Origin of the sequence: Marinobacter sp. ANT_B65 (genome assembly GCF_002407605.1) — a bacterium.
Classification (GTDB): domain Bacteria; phylum Pseudomonadota; class Gammaproteobacteria; order Pseudomonadales; family Oleiphilaceae; genus Marinobacter.
In genome coordinates, this window is record NZ_NXGV01000002.1 from 545,806 (window position 1) to 560,926 (window position 15,121).

Annotated in this window: 15 protein-coding genes; 7 read left to right on the top strand and 8 right to left on the bottom strand. The window is 53.9% G+C overall.

Annotation, left to right across the window (positions count from 1 at the left end; genetic code table 11):
• The first annotated feature begins 170 nt into the window (after positions 1 to 170).
• The 5 genes from potA (at position 171) to CPA50_RS12645 (ending at position 6,380) form a co-directional block, all read left to right on the top strand.
• On the top strand, positions 171 to 1,307 hold the full coding sequence (potA, locus tag CPA50_RS12625) for a spermidine/putrescine ABC transporter ATP-binding protein PotA (protein WP_096782858.1): 1,137 nt from the start codon (positions 171 to 173) through the stop codon (positions 1,305 to 1,307).
• Complete coding sequence (gene potB / locus CPA50_RS12630) at positions 1,291 to 2,151, top strand: spermidine/putrescine ABC transporter permease PotB (protein WP_096782859.1); 861 nt, start codon at positions 1,291 to 1,293, stop codon at positions 2,149 to 2,151. Before potA ends, potB begins: the two co-directional genes overlap by 17 nt.
• Entirely contained in the window at positions 2,151 to 2,918 is a 768-nt protein-coding gene (gene potC / locus CPA50_RS12635) for a spermidine/putrescine ABC transporter permease PotC (RefSeq protein WP_179397217.1), read from the top strand. Before potB ends, potC begins: the two co-directional genes overlap by 1 nt.
• Positions 2,915 to 3,955, top strand: a complete 1,041-nt coding sequence (locus tag CPA50_RS12640; RefSeq protein WP_096782861.1) for an extracellular solute-binding protein — start codon at positions 2,915 to 2,917, stop codon at positions 3,953 to 3,955. Before potC ends, CPA50_RS12640 begins: the two co-directional genes overlap by 4 nt.
• A gap of 157 nt (positions 3,956 to 4,112) precedes the next feature.
• On the top strand, positions 4,113 to 6,380 hold the full coding sequence (locus tag CPA50_RS12645; RefSeq protein WP_227519632.1) for a diguanylate cyclase: 2,268 nt from the start codon (positions 4,113 to 4,115) through the stop codon (positions 6,378 to 6,380).
• Positions 6,381 to 6,397: 17 nt separating this feature from the next.
• On the opposite strand, the gene CPA50_RS12650 is transcribed toward CPA50_RS12645, so the two are convergent.
• The 8 genes from CPA50_RS12650 to CPA50_RS12685 form a co-directional block, all read right to left on the bottom strand.
• Positions 6,398 to 6,841 carry a universal stress protein gene (locus tag CPA50_RS12650; protein ID WP_096782862.1) on the bottom strand — a complete coding sequence of 148 codons (444 nt, stop codon included), beginning with the start codon at positions 6,839 to 6,841 and terminating at the stop codon, positions 6,398 to 6,400.
• A 35-nt stretch (positions 6,842 to 6,876) separates the two neighbouring features.
• Positions 6,877 to 8,163, bottom strand: coding sequence for a TRAP transporter large permease (locus CPA50_RS12655; RefSeq protein ID WP_096782863.1), 1,287 nt, complete (start codon positions 8,161 to 8,163; stop codon positions 6,877 to 6,879).
• Between the two features lie 38 nt (positions 8,164 to 8,201).
• Entirely contained in the window at positions 8,202 to 8,795 is a 594-nt protein-coding gene (locus CPA50_RS12660; RefSeq protein WP_096782864.1) for a TRAP transporter small permease, read from the bottom strand.
• A 112-nt stretch (positions 8,796 to 8,907) separates the two neighbouring features.
• Positions 8,908 to 9,936: a TRAP transporter substrate-binding protein DctP gene (gene dctP / locus CPA50_RS12665; protein ID WP_096782865.1), complete on the bottom strand. Its 1,029-nt coding sequence runs from the start codon at positions 9,934 to 9,936 to the stop codon at positions 8,908 to 8,910.
• A 97-nt stretch (positions 9,937 to 10,033) separates the two neighbouring features.
• Positions 10,034 to 10,582, bottom strand: coding sequence for an alpha/beta fold hydrolase (locus CPA50_RS12670; protein ID WP_096782866.1), 549 nt, complete (start codon positions 10,580 to 10,582; stop codon positions 10,034 to 10,036).
• A 6-nt stretch (positions 10,583 to 10,588) separates the two neighbouring features.
• A complete protein-coding gene (locus tag CPA50_RS12675) occupies positions 10,589 to 11,581 on the bottom strand; it encodes an LLM class flavin-dependent oxidoreductase (RefSeq protein ID WP_096782867.1) in 993 nt (330 codons plus the stop codon).
• A 14-nt stretch (positions 11,582 to 11,595) separates the two neighbouring features.
• A complete protein-coding gene (gene nfsA, locus CPA50_RS12680) occupies positions 11,596 to 12,333 on the bottom strand; it encodes an oxygen-insensitive NADPH nitroreductase (protein WP_096782868.1) in 738 nt (245 codons plus the stop codon).
• Between the two features lie 142 nt (positions 12,334 to 12,475).
• On the bottom strand, positions 12,476 to 13,270 hold the full coding sequence (locus CPA50_RS12685) for an enoyl-CoA hydratase/isomerase family protein (protein ID WP_096782869.1): 795 nt from the start codon (positions 13,268 to 13,270) through the stop codon (positions 12,476 to 12,478).
• Between the two features lie 156 nt (positions 13,271 to 13,426).
• Between CPA50_RS12685 and CPA50_RS12690 the strand changes: the two genes are divergently transcribed.
• A complete protein-coding gene (locus tag CPA50_RS12690) occupies positions 13,427 to 14,242 on the top strand; it encodes an ABC transporter ATP-binding protein (protein ID WP_096782870.1) in 816 nt (271 codons plus the stop codon).
• Complete coding sequence (locus tag CPA50_RS12695; RefSeq protein ID WP_096782871.1) at positions 14,243 to 15,121, top strand: branched-chain amino acid ABC transporter permease; 879 nt, start codon at positions 14,243 to 14,245, stop codon at positions 15,119 to 15,121.

The window sequence follows — 15,121 nt, forward strand, 5'->3', positions numbered from 1 at the left end:
AGTCGGGTACTTTTTAAAGCAAAACCTCCCCCGCATAAATGTCACATTTGCCCAATCTGGGCTCTTCGGGTAGTACCCGGATGAATATTATTGTGTAAAAAAACGACACTGGCCTTTTTATGTAACGCTCTTTCTGAAAAAATACGCCGCTTATTATCTGGACCGGGCTGATGACTAAAACACTCCTATCGCTGAGCGGTATCAGCAAGCAGTTTGACGGTAAAACCGTACTGGATGAGCTCAGTCTGGCAATTGACGATGGCGAATTCATCACCCTTCTTGGGCCATCTGGCTGTGGTAAAACCACCCTTTTGCGCATGATGGCAGGCTTTGAACTCCCTGATCAGGGCAGCGTTACCCTGTCTGGTGTGGATATAACCCAGATGCCGCCAGAAACCCGCCCGTTAAATACGGTTTTCCAGAATTACGCGCTGTTTCCACACATGTCGGTTTTCGACAATGTGGCCTATGGCCTGAAGATGGAGAAGCGGCCGAAAGCGGAAATACGCGAGAGGGTTAAGGAAGTTCTGGCCATGGTCCAGCTGGAGGACTTTGCCGGACGTAAACCGCACCAACTCTCCGGCGGCCAGCAACAGAGGGTCGCAATCGCTCGCGCAGTGGTCAAGCGGCCCAAAATGCTGTTACTGGATGAACCTCTCTCGGCGCTGGACTACAAACTGCGCCGCACCATGCAGGTAGAGCTCAAGCGGCTCCAGCGTGAGCTGGGCATCACCTTCGTGTTCGTCACTCATGATCAGGAAGAAGCGCTGTCGATGTCTGATCGTATCGTGGTGCTCAAGGATGGCTATATTCAGCAGCTTGGCACGCCTCGGGAAGTCTATGAACGCCCGGCGAACGTTTTTACAGCGCGGTTTGTGGGCCAGACCAACTTTTTCCCCGGCCGCGTTACCAAAATTGAGGGTGAGCGCATCAGTGTGGATGTGTTTGGCCTGAACCGGGAACTGAGCAAGCCATCGTTCCGCGTTGCGATGAATCAGTCATTGCATGTTTTGCTGCGCCCGGAAGATATCCGGGTACTTGCACCGGATGACACTGAGGGTGTCGCAGGCAAGATCGTAGAGCGCAACTACAAAGGCAGTACTCTGGACTCGGTTATCGAACTGGAGGATGGCAGCCATGTAATGGCCAGCGAATTCTTTGACGAGGACGATCCAACGTTCGATTACAGTATTGGCGAGCCGGTGCGCGTAAGTTGGGTAGATGGCTGGGAATGGTTGCTGGCAGAAGAGGGTGACGAGCCGTTGACCGACGAAGAGGAGCTGGCAGCCGATGATGCAGAGCATTAAGCAACAGCCGTTCAGAGCGGCTGTTCTGGTGCTGGTATGGGGGTGGCTGCTGTTCCTGGTGCTTGCACCCAACCTGCTGGTACTGGGGGCGAGTGTGATGACACGAAACCCCGGAACCTTCATTTCCCTGCCATTGAACCTGGATGCATACCGGCAGCTGTTCAACCCCCTGTATCTGGAGGTATTTCTTCATTCCCTGTACATGGCAACAATGACCACGCTGGCGTGCCTGCTGATTGGCTATCCTTTCGCCTGGGCTTTGTCGCGAGTGGAAAAACGGCGGCAGATGCTGCTGATTTTTCTTTTGATTGTGCCTTTCTGGACAAACTCTCTGGTACGAACCTACGCTTTGAAGCTGATTCTGGCTACCAACGGCTTGTTGAACAGTGCTCTGATGTCCCTGGGCGCAATCGATGAGCCAGCACAGCTTTTGTACACGGAAGGTGCGGTGATCGTGGGCCTGGTGTATCTCTTGCTACCGTTCATGATTCTGCCGCTGTATTCAGTATTTGAGGATCTGCGCGAGGACGTTCTGCTGGCCTCTCACGACCTGGGCGCCGGCCGGTTTGCTACCTTCAAAAACGTTATAGTGCCCTTGACGCTGCCCGGGGTTCTGGCCGGGGTCATGCTGGTATTGCTGCCCGCCATGGGGCTGTTCTTTGTACCTGATATTCTGGGAGGTTCGCGCAACCTGCTGGTGGGTAACGTAATTAAAAACCAGTTTCTGGATGCCCGGAACTGGCCGTTTGGCGCAGCCGCCAGCATCGTTCTGACGGTCACTATGGCGTTGCTGATGTTTGCTCACCGGCTGAGCAAACGCCGCCTGGGCGAGGAGGGTGCCTGATGCGATGGCTTCCCCGTAGTTACCTCACGTTGGTATACCTGCTCTTGTATGTGCCGATTATTGTGCTGGTGGTGTTTTCCTTCAACGACTCGCGCACCGGTTATAACTGGGGCGGCCTTAGCCTGCGCTGGTACGAATCGCTGTTCAATAACCAGGCCATGGTGCAGGCCATGTGGAATTCGTTGTGGCTGGCGCTTACGGCCGCCACTGTATCCACTCTGATCGGGGCTCTGACCGCGCTGGCTCTGCACCGCTACCGTTTTCGTGGCAAGAAAGTCCTGAATGGCATGCTGTTTGTTGTCATGATGTCGCCGGAAATCGTGCTGGCCATCTCATTGCTCGGGCTGTTTCTGTTGTTGGGACTGCACCTTGGATACGTATCGCTGCTGTTGGCTCACGTTACTTTCTGTCTGCCGTTCGTGGTGATTACAGTGATGGCCCGGCTGGCTGGTTTTGATGAGCGCTTGCCGGAAGCTGCGCGGGATCTTGGCGCCAGCGATTTTACAATGACCAGAACTGTACTGATCCCGGTTATCATGCCGGCATTGATGGCTGGCTGGCTGCTCGGCTTTACGCTGTCCATGGATGACGTTGTTGTGAGTAGTTTTGTGAGCGGACCAAGTTATGAAATTCTTCCTCTGCGCATCTACTCTATGGTGCGCGTAGGTCTGAAGCCTGAAGTAAATGCACTGGGTACTCTGTTACTGGTGTTTTCACTGGTGATGCTGATGTTGTCGCAATGGATTCTTTCAAGGAGTAAACAATGAAGAAACTCGCACTGGCCGGCATGCTGGCACTGGGCCTGACGGGCTGCAGTTCCGATGATCCGCAGGTACTGAACCTGTATAACTGGTCGGAATATATGCCCCAGGAAGTACTGACCCGCTTTCAGGAAGAAACCGGAATTCAGGTGGTCTATACCACTTACGACAGCAACGAAGCCATGTACGCCCGCCTGAAACTGCTGGATGAGAGTGCTGCCTATGATCTTGCGGTGCCTTCTACATACTACGTCAGCAAAATGCGTAATGAAGGGCTGCTGCTGCCCATCGACAAAAGCAAGATCAGTGGGCTTGATCAGGTTGACCCTGAGCTTACTGGCCTGGACATTGATCCGGGCAACCAGTTCAGCGTCCCTTACCTCTGGGGCACAACGGGTATTGGTGTCGATACTGCAGATATTGACGGTGAGCCGGTTACTGCCTGGAGCGATCTCTGGGACGAGCGTTTCAAGGGCCGGGTAAACCTGACAAACGACATGCGTGAAGTCTTCCACATGGGCCTGCGTGTTCTCGGATACTCTGGTAACAGTACCGATCCGCAACAGATCGAAGAAGCCTATGAAAAGCTGACAGAGCTGATGCCTTCCGTAAGAACCTTTAATTCAGATGCGCCACGCATGCCTTTTCTGGAAGGGGAGGCTGATGTAGGTATGATCTGGAATGGCGAGGCCGTCATGGGGAGAGAAAGCATGGAGTCGCTTGAGTATGTGTATCCGGAAGAAGGCGTTATTGTCTGGCTGGACAGTTTTGTGATTCCGAAGAATGCCAAAAACCCGGAAGCTGCCCACAAATTCATCAGTTTTGTGCTGCAGCCGGAAATTGCTGCACTGATCAGCGAAGATATCGGCTATGCCACACCGGTACTGGCTGCCCGTGAGTTGCTAGACGAAGAGGTTGCAGGAGATCGTGCCAGCTACCCTGGATCGGAAGATATGGTGAATGCCGAGTTTCAGACAGATCTCGGTGATGAAGCCTTGCAGGTATATGCCAGGTATTGGGAAAAGCTGAAGTCCGGGCTGTAAAGACCCCTCTCCAGCCTGAGATGACAGGGTCTTCTCTTGCCCTGGCTCTGTCATCTCAGGTCGTTTTATGGGCTTTACTGTATTATATTTGTACACGTATTGGGTAAGGTATTCTATACTTGCCGCCAACGCTCTAATTGGCAGGACCCCAGCGTCAATGGCCACATCGTGTCTGAGCTTCCTGATTATCGTGTTTGGTATTCTTTGCGGGTTCGGTCCTGCTGCCGCTGCAGTTGGGCCTCAGCCTGTGACCGAAGGTTGGGAATATCACTGGGGAGATTTTCCTTTTACTGCTGAAGGAGTGCCTGATTGGTCTGTTGCGCAACAGCCAGAGCAATGGCACTCCATTGATTTCCCTGCCAACCCCCCCGGCCGCGACGGTCGGGATCAGGTGTGGTATCGGGTAAATCTGCCCGCAGGTGACTGGCAGGCACCTGTTTTTTACGTTTTGAGTGTTGATCTGATTGTCCAGGCCTGGCTGGATGGTGAAAAGATCTATCAATATGGAACTTTTGACAGGAATGGGCGTGGCAAGTTTGAAGGCTGGCCCTGGCATGAAATGCCATTGCCGGGGGATTACGAGAACAAAACGCTCTATTTCCGTGTTTTCTCTGACTACAAGGATATCGGTTTCTGGGGTGAAATCGGCATTCTGGATCACTCGTCGCTCACTCTCCATATTCTTGAAAACTCTCTTGAAGCCTTGTTTGTTGCCACTTTTTCGTTGCTGGTAGCACTGCTCGCGCTGACCCTTTCCCTGCTTCAGGGGGGTAAGAAAACGTTTTCCAGTATCGCCCTGTTCGCACTGGCCTCATCTGTCATGCTGGTGGCAGAGAGTCCGGCCAGTCAGCTCATTATTTCTCACGCCCTTTTGTGGGATTACCTGGCCGCTGGAAGCTATTACCTGCTGCCTGTGGCCCTTGGGCTTATGCTGGATCAATGGCTCTCTACCCGCCCCTCCCGCCTGGCGATCAGCCTGATCTGGAAGCTGCACCTGGGTTACATGGTGGGTGCGCTGGGTCTGGCTTTGGCGGGGATAGTGCCTCTCTCGTCTACCTTTCCTGTGTTTGATGTTCTGCTCCTGATTTCATTATCAGCCATGGGTATATTGACAGTGCCTCGCCTGCGATCATTTACCGGTGAACAGCAGGTACTTGTGATTGTGTGCGGTGTTTTTGGAGCCCTGCTCATCGCCGATATGGCAGTTGCGCATACTGTTTTGCCATGGGGGCAGGTCCCTGTCAGTTTTGGTCTGCTTGCCTTTACGCTGGCAGTTGTACTTATCTCCTTGAGACACTATGCAGGCACTCAGAAAGCGCTGCAGGAGTTAACAGTGACTCTGGAACAACAGGTGGCGAATCGAACTGAAAAAGCAGAAACCCTTTTACGGAGGGAGCAGGCGAGGGCAGGTTTACTGGCATTCGAGAATGAGAAGAGCCAGGTGTTTGCGGGTATTGTTGCCGAACTACAGGCATGTGTCGGCCTGAATCAGGCGTTTCAGGTGCTCACCAAAGCAATGCCCAGGCTCTGTAGCCCGTTCAAGGGTATGATCTACCGGCAAACCGCCGGCAGCAGTTATGAGCGTCTCGTACACTGGGGTTATGGTGACGAGCCCCCGGAGTTTCCACCAGTTATTGCCACGCTTGATAAGCTGCCGGATCCGGTTCAACTGATGCCAGGGTCTGTGGAGGATGCTGAAGCGGCCAGGAGCTTGCAGGGATTACTGTGCTTTCCTGTCAATGTTGAATTCGCAAGCCATGGAACCGGGCTTGAAGGCTTGTTGTTGCTTGATGGCAGGAGTATCAGCAACTCCATATACACGGAATACGGCGCTGCACGGCTGATGACTTCCATGAATCTCGTTGCTGAACGCATCGGGATTACACTTTCTGGCATTTCCTTGAGGGAGGATCTGCAGCGCCTGTCATACGAAGATGCACTCACCGGCCTGAAAAACCGCCGGTATTTTGATCAGCTTTTTATGCATGAAACCGCCGTAGCGCTGCGTAACAGCTTGCCACTGTCGCTAATGCTTATGGATATCGATCATTTCAAGCATTTTAACGATACCCATGGTCACGAGGCGGGGGATATGGCCCTGAGGGCTTTTGCCTCGATACTGAAGACCCGTTTCCGTGGCAGTGATATTGTCTGTCGTTACGGGGGCGAAGAATTTGTGGTGATTCTGCCAGGTTCAGATCTGGCGGGAGCCAAAGACCGTGCGGAAGAACTGTGTGAATCGGCAAGGAGAGAACCAGTGGTGTTTGAGGGCAACAACCTGGGCCATCTGACCGTTTCCATAGGTGTGGCTAACTGGCCGGAGAGTACGGACGAGCCGGGACAGTTGTTGAAGCTTGCAGATGAAACACTGTACCGGGCTAAAGCATGTGGACGCGATAATGTTGCGGTGTTTTCGGAGTCCTAGCCGGCGTCAGCCAGGTTTCATACCACAAGAACCGGGCACTTGGCGTGAGAGGCTACTCTGTGTGAAACGCTGCCGAGGATCATGCCGTCCTTATCGCTGTGAGTACCCCGGGTACCCACCACGATCAGATCAGCTTCCTTCTCCTGCGCGAATTTGATGATGACCTTTGAAGGGCGTCCTGCTTTGACGAAGCCGCGCACTTTGGTGGCCCCATGCTCTTTCGCCATATCCTTGGCATGATTGACTACCCCTTTGGCGTATTCTGAAAGAACCTTGTCCGGGATATCCATGTCCGCTGGCCGGCCGATGGAGAGCGATGCCTCAAACAGGCTATGGTGCTTGTAGACGCAGATAATAAAGATCTCCGCATCCGGGATCAGTTTTTGCAGGCCTATGGCCTTGTCCAAAGCCTTGAGTGAGGTTTTGGATCCGTCCACCGCTACCAGTATCCGCTTGAACATCGTTTTCTCCTTGAAAGTCCAGATCCGGTTATCTGTCAGTCTGCAAAGGCGAGATCACGCAGGAACAGAGCAATGTCCGGGAATGCAATAATCAGCCCGGCGGCAGTGATCAGCATCAAGATAAACGGAGGCGTTCCCCGGATAACTTCAAGATACGGCCGCTTGAAAATAGCAATGGCTGTGAAAATATCACAGCCAAACGGAGGCGTGGCAGAGCCGATTGCAACCTGCAAGGTAATGAGTACCCCGACCAGCACCGGGTCCAGACCTGTTGCCTGAATGGCTGGAGCGAAGATAGGTGTCAGTACCAGGATGACAACAATAGGGTCAACAAACATACAGGCAATGAAGAACGAGACGCAGATTGCGATAAGTACGCCTGTCGGCCCCGCTTCGTTAACGCCCACAGATTCCAGTATCGCCTGAGGGATCTGGGCAAACGAAATGATCCAGGAGAAGCCATTGCCTACGGCCACCAGAATGAAGACCACGGCGGTGATCAGGCCGGTGGATTTGGCGATCTTGTAGATTTCTCCAAGCTTCAGAGAACGGAAAATAATGAATTCCAGCAGGAATGCATAGAGCACGCAGACTGCTGCAGCCTCGGTCGGGCTGAAGATACCTCCGTAGATACCACCAACTATAATGACCGGGAAAAACAGTGGCCAGATGGCATCGCGCACGGAGGTAGCGCGTTGGCTCCAGGTTGCCTTGGGTTCTGTAGGAACATTGTTTTTGTAAGCGTAAAACAGACAATAGAGCGAGAACATGAGCAGGATCAGAAGGCCTGGGCCGACACCTGCGATGAACAGTTCGGCAATGGATGTCTGGGAGATAACCCCGTAAATGATCATGCCGATACTGGGGGGGATCAGGAACGCAATGTCACTGGCGTTGATGATCAATGCCAGAGTAAATGAATCGGAATAGCCGGCTTTGAGCATCTTCGGGCGCAGAGGTGAGCCAACGGCGACAACTGTTGCCTGAGTAGAGCCTGAGACCGCACCAAAGAGGGTGCAGGATGTTGCAGTGCTGATCGCCAGCCCGCCTTTTATATGGCCAATAAAGGCCATTACCATGTTGATAAGCCGGTCAGCTGACTGGCCACGGGTCATAATATCTGCGGCGAGAATGAACATAGGTACGGCAATGAGGGATGCGGGCCGGATGCCCCCCATCATCTGCTGAATGAAGGTGCCCATCTGGCCGAAGCCATCGAACATCATTACAAAACCAACGACGGCGGCGGTCGTTAGTGGAATCATCATCGGGAAGCCGAGGAGCAGCAGCCCGATCATGATGATCATTAGAATTGTCGCCATAGGTGAGCCCTTTTTGTCGTGACCGGTGCGAAACCGGGTCAGACTTCCGATTCTGTGTCAGCGTAACCGTCAATCACACCGGTGGAGAGATAAACGTCCTCACTGGTGAAGTTCTTGATGGCGGTGAGGAGATACTGGATACCGGTAACGGCGAAGCCCACGGGAGCCCATATATAAATCCACCAGATTTCAAAGCCCAGTGCCGGCAAAATACGGCCCCTGCTATACAGTGTTTCTATGTATCCATAGGAATGGTAGCAAAGGAAAAACATCACAACTGAGGTGAAAAGGGCAATGAAAATCATCAGTACTTTTCGGCCCTTCGTCGGAAGTGAGTCGTAAAGCGCGGACATCCGGATGTGACGCCCGTATCTGGCTGCGTAGCCGATACCGGCAAACGTAACCAGGATAATGAGGATGCGGTTGATTTCCCCGGAAAAGAACAGGCCTTCTCCGAATACAAACCGGGCAATAACATTTACGCAAGTGTTAACGGCCATCAGGATTACCCCGGCAGCCAGGATGACGGCTTCAGCGTTGGCTATCCATCCGTCCAGTGTTCCCAGAAACCCGGGCAGGCCGGACTCGAAAGATCCGGTATCGTCTTCTAACTCCGGGGAATTCTCGGGCATGGGGTTTGCTCCAGATCATATCGCTCCCTGCCGGTTACCGGGTTCGACAGGGGCGTGGTTAGTTCAATAAAACATCCGCCGGCGGGCGCCGGCGGACAAGAACGATCAGGGATCAGTCGTTCTGTACTGCTTCCAGATCCTGTTTGAACTGCTTCAGCAGGTCTGCACCGCCTTTTCCGGCCATCTCGATGAACTTCTTCTCAACCTGCGGAGCCCTGTCCTTGAAAGCTTTGATCTGCTCTTCGTTCAGACGGGTGACAGTTACCTTGTCACTGGCTTTCTGGATTTTTGCCAGAGCTTCATCTGCCAGGCCATCGATGTGCACAACAATTTTCTCGAAAGCATAGTCCGCAGCATCCTGAACCAGCTTCTTGTCCTCGTCTGACAGGCCGTCGTAGAAATTCTTGTTGGCCATAGCAGCTGTAGTGAACCAGCCGTGGCCTGTGTAAATCAGGTTGGGGGATACTTCATACAGACCGCCAGACTCGATCCAGAAAATCGGGTTTTCCTGGCCGTTGATCATGTTGGTCTGCAGGGCGCCGTATACTTCACCCCAGGGCAGCGGCGTCGGGGTGGCACCGAATGCAGAATAGGTTTCCGACAGCAGCGGGTTGGTCATAACCCGGATTTTTTTGTTTTTCAGTTCCTCCGGGGTAGTGATTGGCTCATCCAGAGTGATAACAAATTCGCCTTCCGGGTACATCTGCAGAAGCTCAAGGCCCTTTTCGGCATAAAGCTTCGGGAAGTCCTTGTTGATGGCGTCACTTTCTCGGAAGAACTTGACGACCGTGTTTATGTCGGTAGGCATGAGGTAAGGAATGAAAAAGATCTGAGCTTCCGGGATCAGAGCACCGGTAAAACCAGGCGACTGGTTAACAAAGTTCAGGATACCTGCCTGGGTTTGCTCCATGATGTCGTCGGACTCACCGAGTTCACCGAATCGGTATATCTGCAGGGTGTGATCGGAGTTTTCTTCGATGTATTCTTTGAACTTGTAGGCATATACGTCCTGGACGTCGCCTTCATATTCTTCATGTGCGTAACGCCAGTTAGCTGCATTCACTGAGTTTGCGGCGGTCATTGCCGCGAATGCGAACGCTGAAAGTCCGGCCAGTTTCTTGAATTTACTCATGCTGCTCATCGGGTTTTCTCCGTTCGTTTTTTTACAGATATCTATCGTTACATCACTAAAGACTGGCAAAACTCAGCGACTTTCGCAAGAAATTGGCCTTATTGGTTTATTTCTGACCAGTATCTGTTTCTTTAATGCCTGCCCTCAATAGAAATGCCCGGAACTCCCCGATCACCCGGCCAAGGCTTTTTGCGAGTCGGTGGCCGTCGGGCAGCATCAATACCGGAAGCTCCTGCTGTCGTGCGAGTTCAATTACCGGCATGGGAGGCACAATGTCATCGTCCCATCCATGGATAATCTGTACGTGCCGGGCCAGGATGCCCGGGCTGGATTGAGGGTAGTCTGGAAGTGCGAGTGCCGGAGCCAGCAGAAAGCAGCCGAGAACCGGTGTTTGTTCACTGGTCTGGGCACAGACCCAGCCACCCATGCTGGAGCCGGCCAGGATGATGTTTTCGGGTGCAGCGCCGCTGGCGGCAATCGCATCCTGCATCTGGGCAAGGCGAACGGCGGGATCCCTGCTGCTCCGGTGGTCAATTGCATGGGCCCTGACGTCTGCGAATGTTTCTGCCGATGCCTTCAGGGCCTGGATTTTGGTGCCGCCGGGGCCGCTTTCGAGGCCATGAGAGAGAAAAACATGGATTGTGTCGGTATTCATAGAGCATCAGCCCTGTCGGGTGTCGTCGAGTATATCCAGCGCATGACGGCGCTTTTCAGGAGCGTATATGTCTACCGTGAACATGAGCTCGTCTACCCTTACACCCTCCAGCCGTTCACTTAGCTGTTTTTTTATGGCGGCGGCATCGCCGAGCAGTTGAAGTGCCAGAAAATCCTTCACCCCTGCTTGCTCGCCGGCGTTCCACAGTCCGTCCATAGATTCCACGGGAGGCTTCATCCAGAGCGGCTGGCCTCTGAAAAGCGCGAGGATACGCTGGAAGCTGGTAGTTGCCAGGTATCGTGCTTCTTCCATGGTTTCTGCAGGCACTGCGGGAAGCGCAAGAATGGAGTAGGGCTGTTGCAGTTGTTCAGAAGGCTGGAAATTATCCCGGTAGACCTTCAGAGCCTCACGGTAAAGGCGTGGGGCGAAGTGTCCGGCGAAGGCATAGGGTAAGCCGCGCAGGGCCGCCAGTTGGGCGCTGTAGAGACTGGAGCCCAGCAGCCAGATGGGGACTCTGGTACCGGCGCCGGGAATGGCTTTAACCGCCTGGCCCGGCTGCAGAGGAGCGAGCAGGGCCTGTAGTCTTGCTACGTCCTCGGGGAACTGCTCAGCGCCAAGGCCGTCGCGGCGCAGGGCCCGGGCTGTTACCGGGTCAGTGCCCGGCGCCCGCCCCAGGCCCAGGTCTATCCGGCCCGGGTAGAGGCTTTCCAGTGTGCCGAACTGCTCGGCGATCACCAGTGGAGGGTGATTGGGTAGCATTACGCCCCCGGAGCCAACCCGAATAGTCCGGGTCTGTCCGGCAATATGGCCGATCAGCACTGAGGTAGCAGAGCTGCTGATGCCTTCCATATTGTGGTGTTCTGCGAGCCAGAACCGTTTGAAACCGAGCTTTTCTGCGTGCTGGGCATAGGCCACGCTGTTTGCCAGCGTGGCTCCTACGGTATCACCTTCGCGAACCGAAGCGAGCTCCAGCAGCGAGTAATCGGGAGAACGGCTCATGGGGCTCCGGGTTATCATTGCATTTTAAAACCCTGCTTCTGCAGAAAGTCTTTCATATGCGGGCGTAGTTTGCTGGTGAACAGGGGCTTGAGTTGTTCTGACCAGCTTGTCTCTTTGTTATTGCCTGTGCGCGCCATGTAATACTTGCTCATGGTCTCGTCGAAACTCGCGACCTGTGCCTCGTCCTGTTCGTCCTGGTAGTAGTCTTCCTTGAGGATGGTCTCTGTAGGCAGTCGGGGTTTTACTTCCGGATTCTGGTCAGGGTAGCCGAGGCACATCCCGAATACCGGGTAAACGTGCTCAGGCAGGCGAAGAAGCTCACTGATTTCAGCGGGATTATTTCGTATTCCACCTATATAGCAAAGCCCCAGACCTTCGGATTCCGCAGCAATAGCTACGTTCTGAGCCATCAGTGCGGCGTCGACACTGGCAACCACCAGTTGCTCTGTCATTCCACGGATCACGTCTGCACCGGCTTTTTCCGCCGCTTCAGTGGATCGCTTCATGTCGGCACAGAACACCAGGAAATCTGCGCATTTGGCAATGTAGGGCTGTCCACCGGCCAGGGCTGCGATTTTCTCCCGGTTTTCCGGATTAACCACGTGAATCACCGAATAGGCCTGAACGTGATTGGATGTGGCTGCACTCTGGCCAGCACGGATAAGCTCCAGAAGCAGCTCACGGGGAATCTTTTGTTCGGTGAATTTCCGGATAGAGCGGTGGGAGTTCAGTAGTTCGATGGTCGGATTCATGACGCCTCACAAAGGGTGTATTTCAGATAGCATACGAACGATATTCAAGCGCCGAGGATAAGGTGTTTGCAGGCAAGCTGCAAAGAATTATCCGCAACCAGTGAGGGCATTTGCATGAGCTCTACGCCTGCCGGGAGCTGCGTTACCGGCCAGAAAAAGTGGCAGGCCGCTTGGCGAGAAAGGCAGACACGCCTTCGGCGAAGTCGTCTGTGTGCGCAGCTTTCAGAAAGGCCTGCCGCTCGGCTTCCAGTTGTTCGGCCAATGACCGTCCGCCGGCCTGATCCAGGAGTTGGCGAAAGGCGCCGAAAGCTTTGGTCGGGCCACTGGCAACCTGATTTACAGTGGTTGCCAGAACCTCGTCATAGGAATCTGCGGACGCTGTGCGGGTTATCAGACCCCAGCCTTTGGCTTCCTCAGCACTGAGTTGGCGGCCAAGCATCATCATTTCAGCGGCCCTTGTAGCGCCGACCTTGTGTGGCAGAAACCAGGTGCAGCCGCAGTCTGGTACTGCACCTATGCCATTGTAGGCGATGAGAAACTTCGCGTGTTCTTCTGCCACGATGATGTCTGCCATCAGCGCCAGGCTCAGCCCGGCGCCCGCAGCCGGACCTTTCACAGCGGCAATCATCGGTGCATCCATATTCCTCAAACGGAGAATGGCTTCGTTGAGGGGCACCAGTAACCCGTTGATGAAATCTCTGGTCTGCTCCGGGGTACCCTCCATGCTGGCGACGTCGCCGCCAGCCATAAACGCTCTCCCGGAGCCGGTCAGCACAATGCAGCGTAAACCCGGTTGATGGCTCAGTGTTTTTACAGCATCCAGAAACGCCTCCGCCATGGGGATACTGATCGCATTCAGTATTTCTGGGCGATTGAAGGTCAGAGTGGCGACACCGGTTTGGTTATCAAATGCAGAGATTATCGGGTTGGCTGTCATGGTGCTGGATTCCGTCGGGGTGAGTGCTCAGATAACTAATAGAACAGACTCTTTTGGTTTTTATGATGAAAGTAGGCTACTTTAACATTCGATCAGGAACATAGCCTGACGTTGACGTAAACAACAATAACCATAATCGCCGATGTGCGGGGAATAATGTCCAGTATCCTCGAAATTACTAATCTGTCGCTTTCGTTCGGTGGTGTTAAGGCATTACAGGATGTGAGCTTTCACGTGCCGGAAAATACCGTTACCACGGTCATTGGCCCGAACGGTGCCGGCAAGACCTCCCTGTTTAACTGCATCTCGGGTTTCTACAAGCCTCAGCAGGGTTCTATCCGTTATCAGGGCGAAGTGCTTGGCGGAATCAAGCCGCCGGTCCGGGCTGCCATGGGACTTGCTCGCACCTTCCAGAATATTGCCCTGTTCCGGGGTATGACTGTGCTCGACAACATCAAACTCGGCGCCCACGTGCACATGAAAAGTGGTCTGTTGGGTTCACTGGCGTACTTCGGTGCAGCGCGCCGGGAGGAAATGGCAGTACGCAGGCATGTGGAACAGCACATTATTGATTTCCTTGAGATTGACCATATACGACGCCAGCCGGTAGCCAGCTTGTCCTATGGGCTTCAGAAACGAGTGGAACTGGCACGTGCTTTGGCCATGCGTCCGAAAGTGCTCATGCTGGATGAGCCTGTAGCCGGGATGAACCGGGAAGAAAAAGAAGATATGGCACGGTTTATTCTCGATATTCGCGAAGAGTGGGGCGTGACTGTGCTTATGGTTGAGCATGATATGGGCATGGTTATGGATATTTCCGACCATATTGCGGTACTCAACTTTGGCCAGGTAATTACGGAAGGCCTGCCGGAAGAGGTTCAGAAAAATCCGCAGGTTATCGAGGCGTATCTGGGTACCAGCGATCTGGACAGTCTGCGCAAGAAGCTGAATCCAGAAAGAGAGGTGGCTTGAATGGATTGGCTGTTTTTCGGGGAAATCAGTCTGGCAGGCCTGGCCATGGGTGGTCTCTATGCCCTGATCGGTCTGGGCTTTGTGATTATTTACAAGGCCACCCGGGTCATTAACTTCGCTATTGGCGAAATCATGATGTTTGCTGCCTATCTGTTTCTGGCCTTTGCCGGGGCCATGGAAATGTCGCCCTGGGTAGCTTTGCCATTGGCGGTGCTTGGCGGAAGTGTGCTGGGTGGGGTGATTGAAAAGGTGATGATCCGCCCGATGCTGGGAGAGTCCTCCATTTCTGTGGTTATGGTCACTATCGGTATCGCCAGTATTCTGGTGGGGCTGGTGGAGATGATATGGGGTGCAGATCCGCAGCTTCTTCCGGGTTTTCTGCCTCGCAAACCTGTGTTTATCGGCGAGATGTATCTGGCTCCCAAGATTGCTTATGGCTTCCTCATTGGTGCCGCGCTGCTCATTGTTTACCTGCTGTATTTCCGCTTTTCCCGTGGTGGTGTTGCACTGCGGGCCACAGCCTCAGATCAGGCTGCGGCTTATTCCATGGGGATTAACGTGCGCCGTGTGTTCAACCTGGCGTGGGTATTTGGCTCACTCGCAGCCTCGCTAGCAGGTGTACTGGTGGCGGCAACTGGAGGGCTTAGCCCACAGTTTGGGGCCATCGGGCTCAGCGTGCTGGTGGTCGTGATCGTCGGAGGACTCGACAGCATTGTTGGTGCGCTGATTGCGGGGGTATTTATCGGCTGGCTGGAAACGGTTGCAGGCGCCTACCTGGGTGGCGAGTACCGGATGCCCGCAACATTTGCAGTGCTGGCAGTGATCCTTGTGCTCCGGCCCTATGGCCTTTTTGGCACCCACGACATAGAGCGAGTATAA

Coding starts and splice junctions, on each gene's coding strand:
- CPA50_RS12685 (WP_096782869.1), bottom strand. CDS start 13,270: ATGACAGCCAACCCGATAATCTCTGCATTTGATAACCAAACCGGTGTC.
- potC (WP_179397217.1), top strand. CDS start 2,151: ATGCGATGGCTTCCCCGTAGTTACCTCACGTTGGTATACCTGCTCTTG.
- CPA50_RS12670 (WP_096782866.1), bottom strand. CDS start 10,582: ATGAATACCGACACAATCCATGTTTTTCTCTCTCATGGCCTCGAAAGC.
- CPA50_RS12650 (WP_096782862.1), bottom strand. CDS start 6,841: ATGTTCAAGCGGATACTGGTAGCGGTGGACGGATCCAAAACCTCACTC.
- CPA50_RS12690 (WP_096782870.1), top strand. CDS start 13,427: ATGTCCAGTATCCTCGAAATTACTAATCTGTCGCTTTCGTTCGGTGGT.
- dctP (WP_096782865.1), bottom strand. CDS start 9,936: ATGAGCAGCATGAGTAAATTCAAGAAACTGGCCGGACTTTCAGCGTTC.
- CPA50_RS12640 (WP_096782861.1), top strand. CDS start 2,915: ATGAAGAAACTCGCACTGGCCGGCATGCTGGCACTGGGCCTGACGGGC.
- CPA50_RS12655 (WP_096782863.1), bottom strand. CDS start 8,163: ATGGCGACAATTCTAATGATCATCATGATCGGGCTGCTGCTCCTCGGC.
- CPA50_RS12695 (WP_096782871.1), top strand. CDS start 14,243: ATGGATTGGCTGTTTTTCGGGGAAATCAGTCTGGCAGGCCTGGCCATG.
- nfsA (WP_096782868.1), bottom strand. CDS start 12,333: ATGAATCCGACCATCGAACTACTGAACTCCCACCGCTCTATCCGGAAA.
- CPA50_RS12675 (WP_096782867.1), bottom strand. CDS start 11,581: ATGAGCCGTTCTCCCGATTACTCGCTGCTGGAGCTCGCTTCGGTTCGC.
- CPA50_RS12660 (WP_096782864.1), bottom strand. CDS start 8,795: ATGCCCGAGAATTCCCCGGAGTTAGAAGACGATACCGGATCTTTCGAG.
- potA (WP_096782858.1), top strand. CDS start 171: ATGACTAAAACACTCCTATCGCTGAGCGGTATCAGCAAGCAGTTTGAC.
- CPA50_RS12645 (WP_227519632.1), top strand. CDS start 4,113: ATGGCCACATCGTGTCTGAGCTTCCTGATTATCGTGTTTGGTATTCTT.
- potB (WP_096782859.1), top strand. CDS start 1,291: ATGATGCAGAGCATTAAGCAACAGCCGTTCAGAGCGGCTGTTCTGGTG.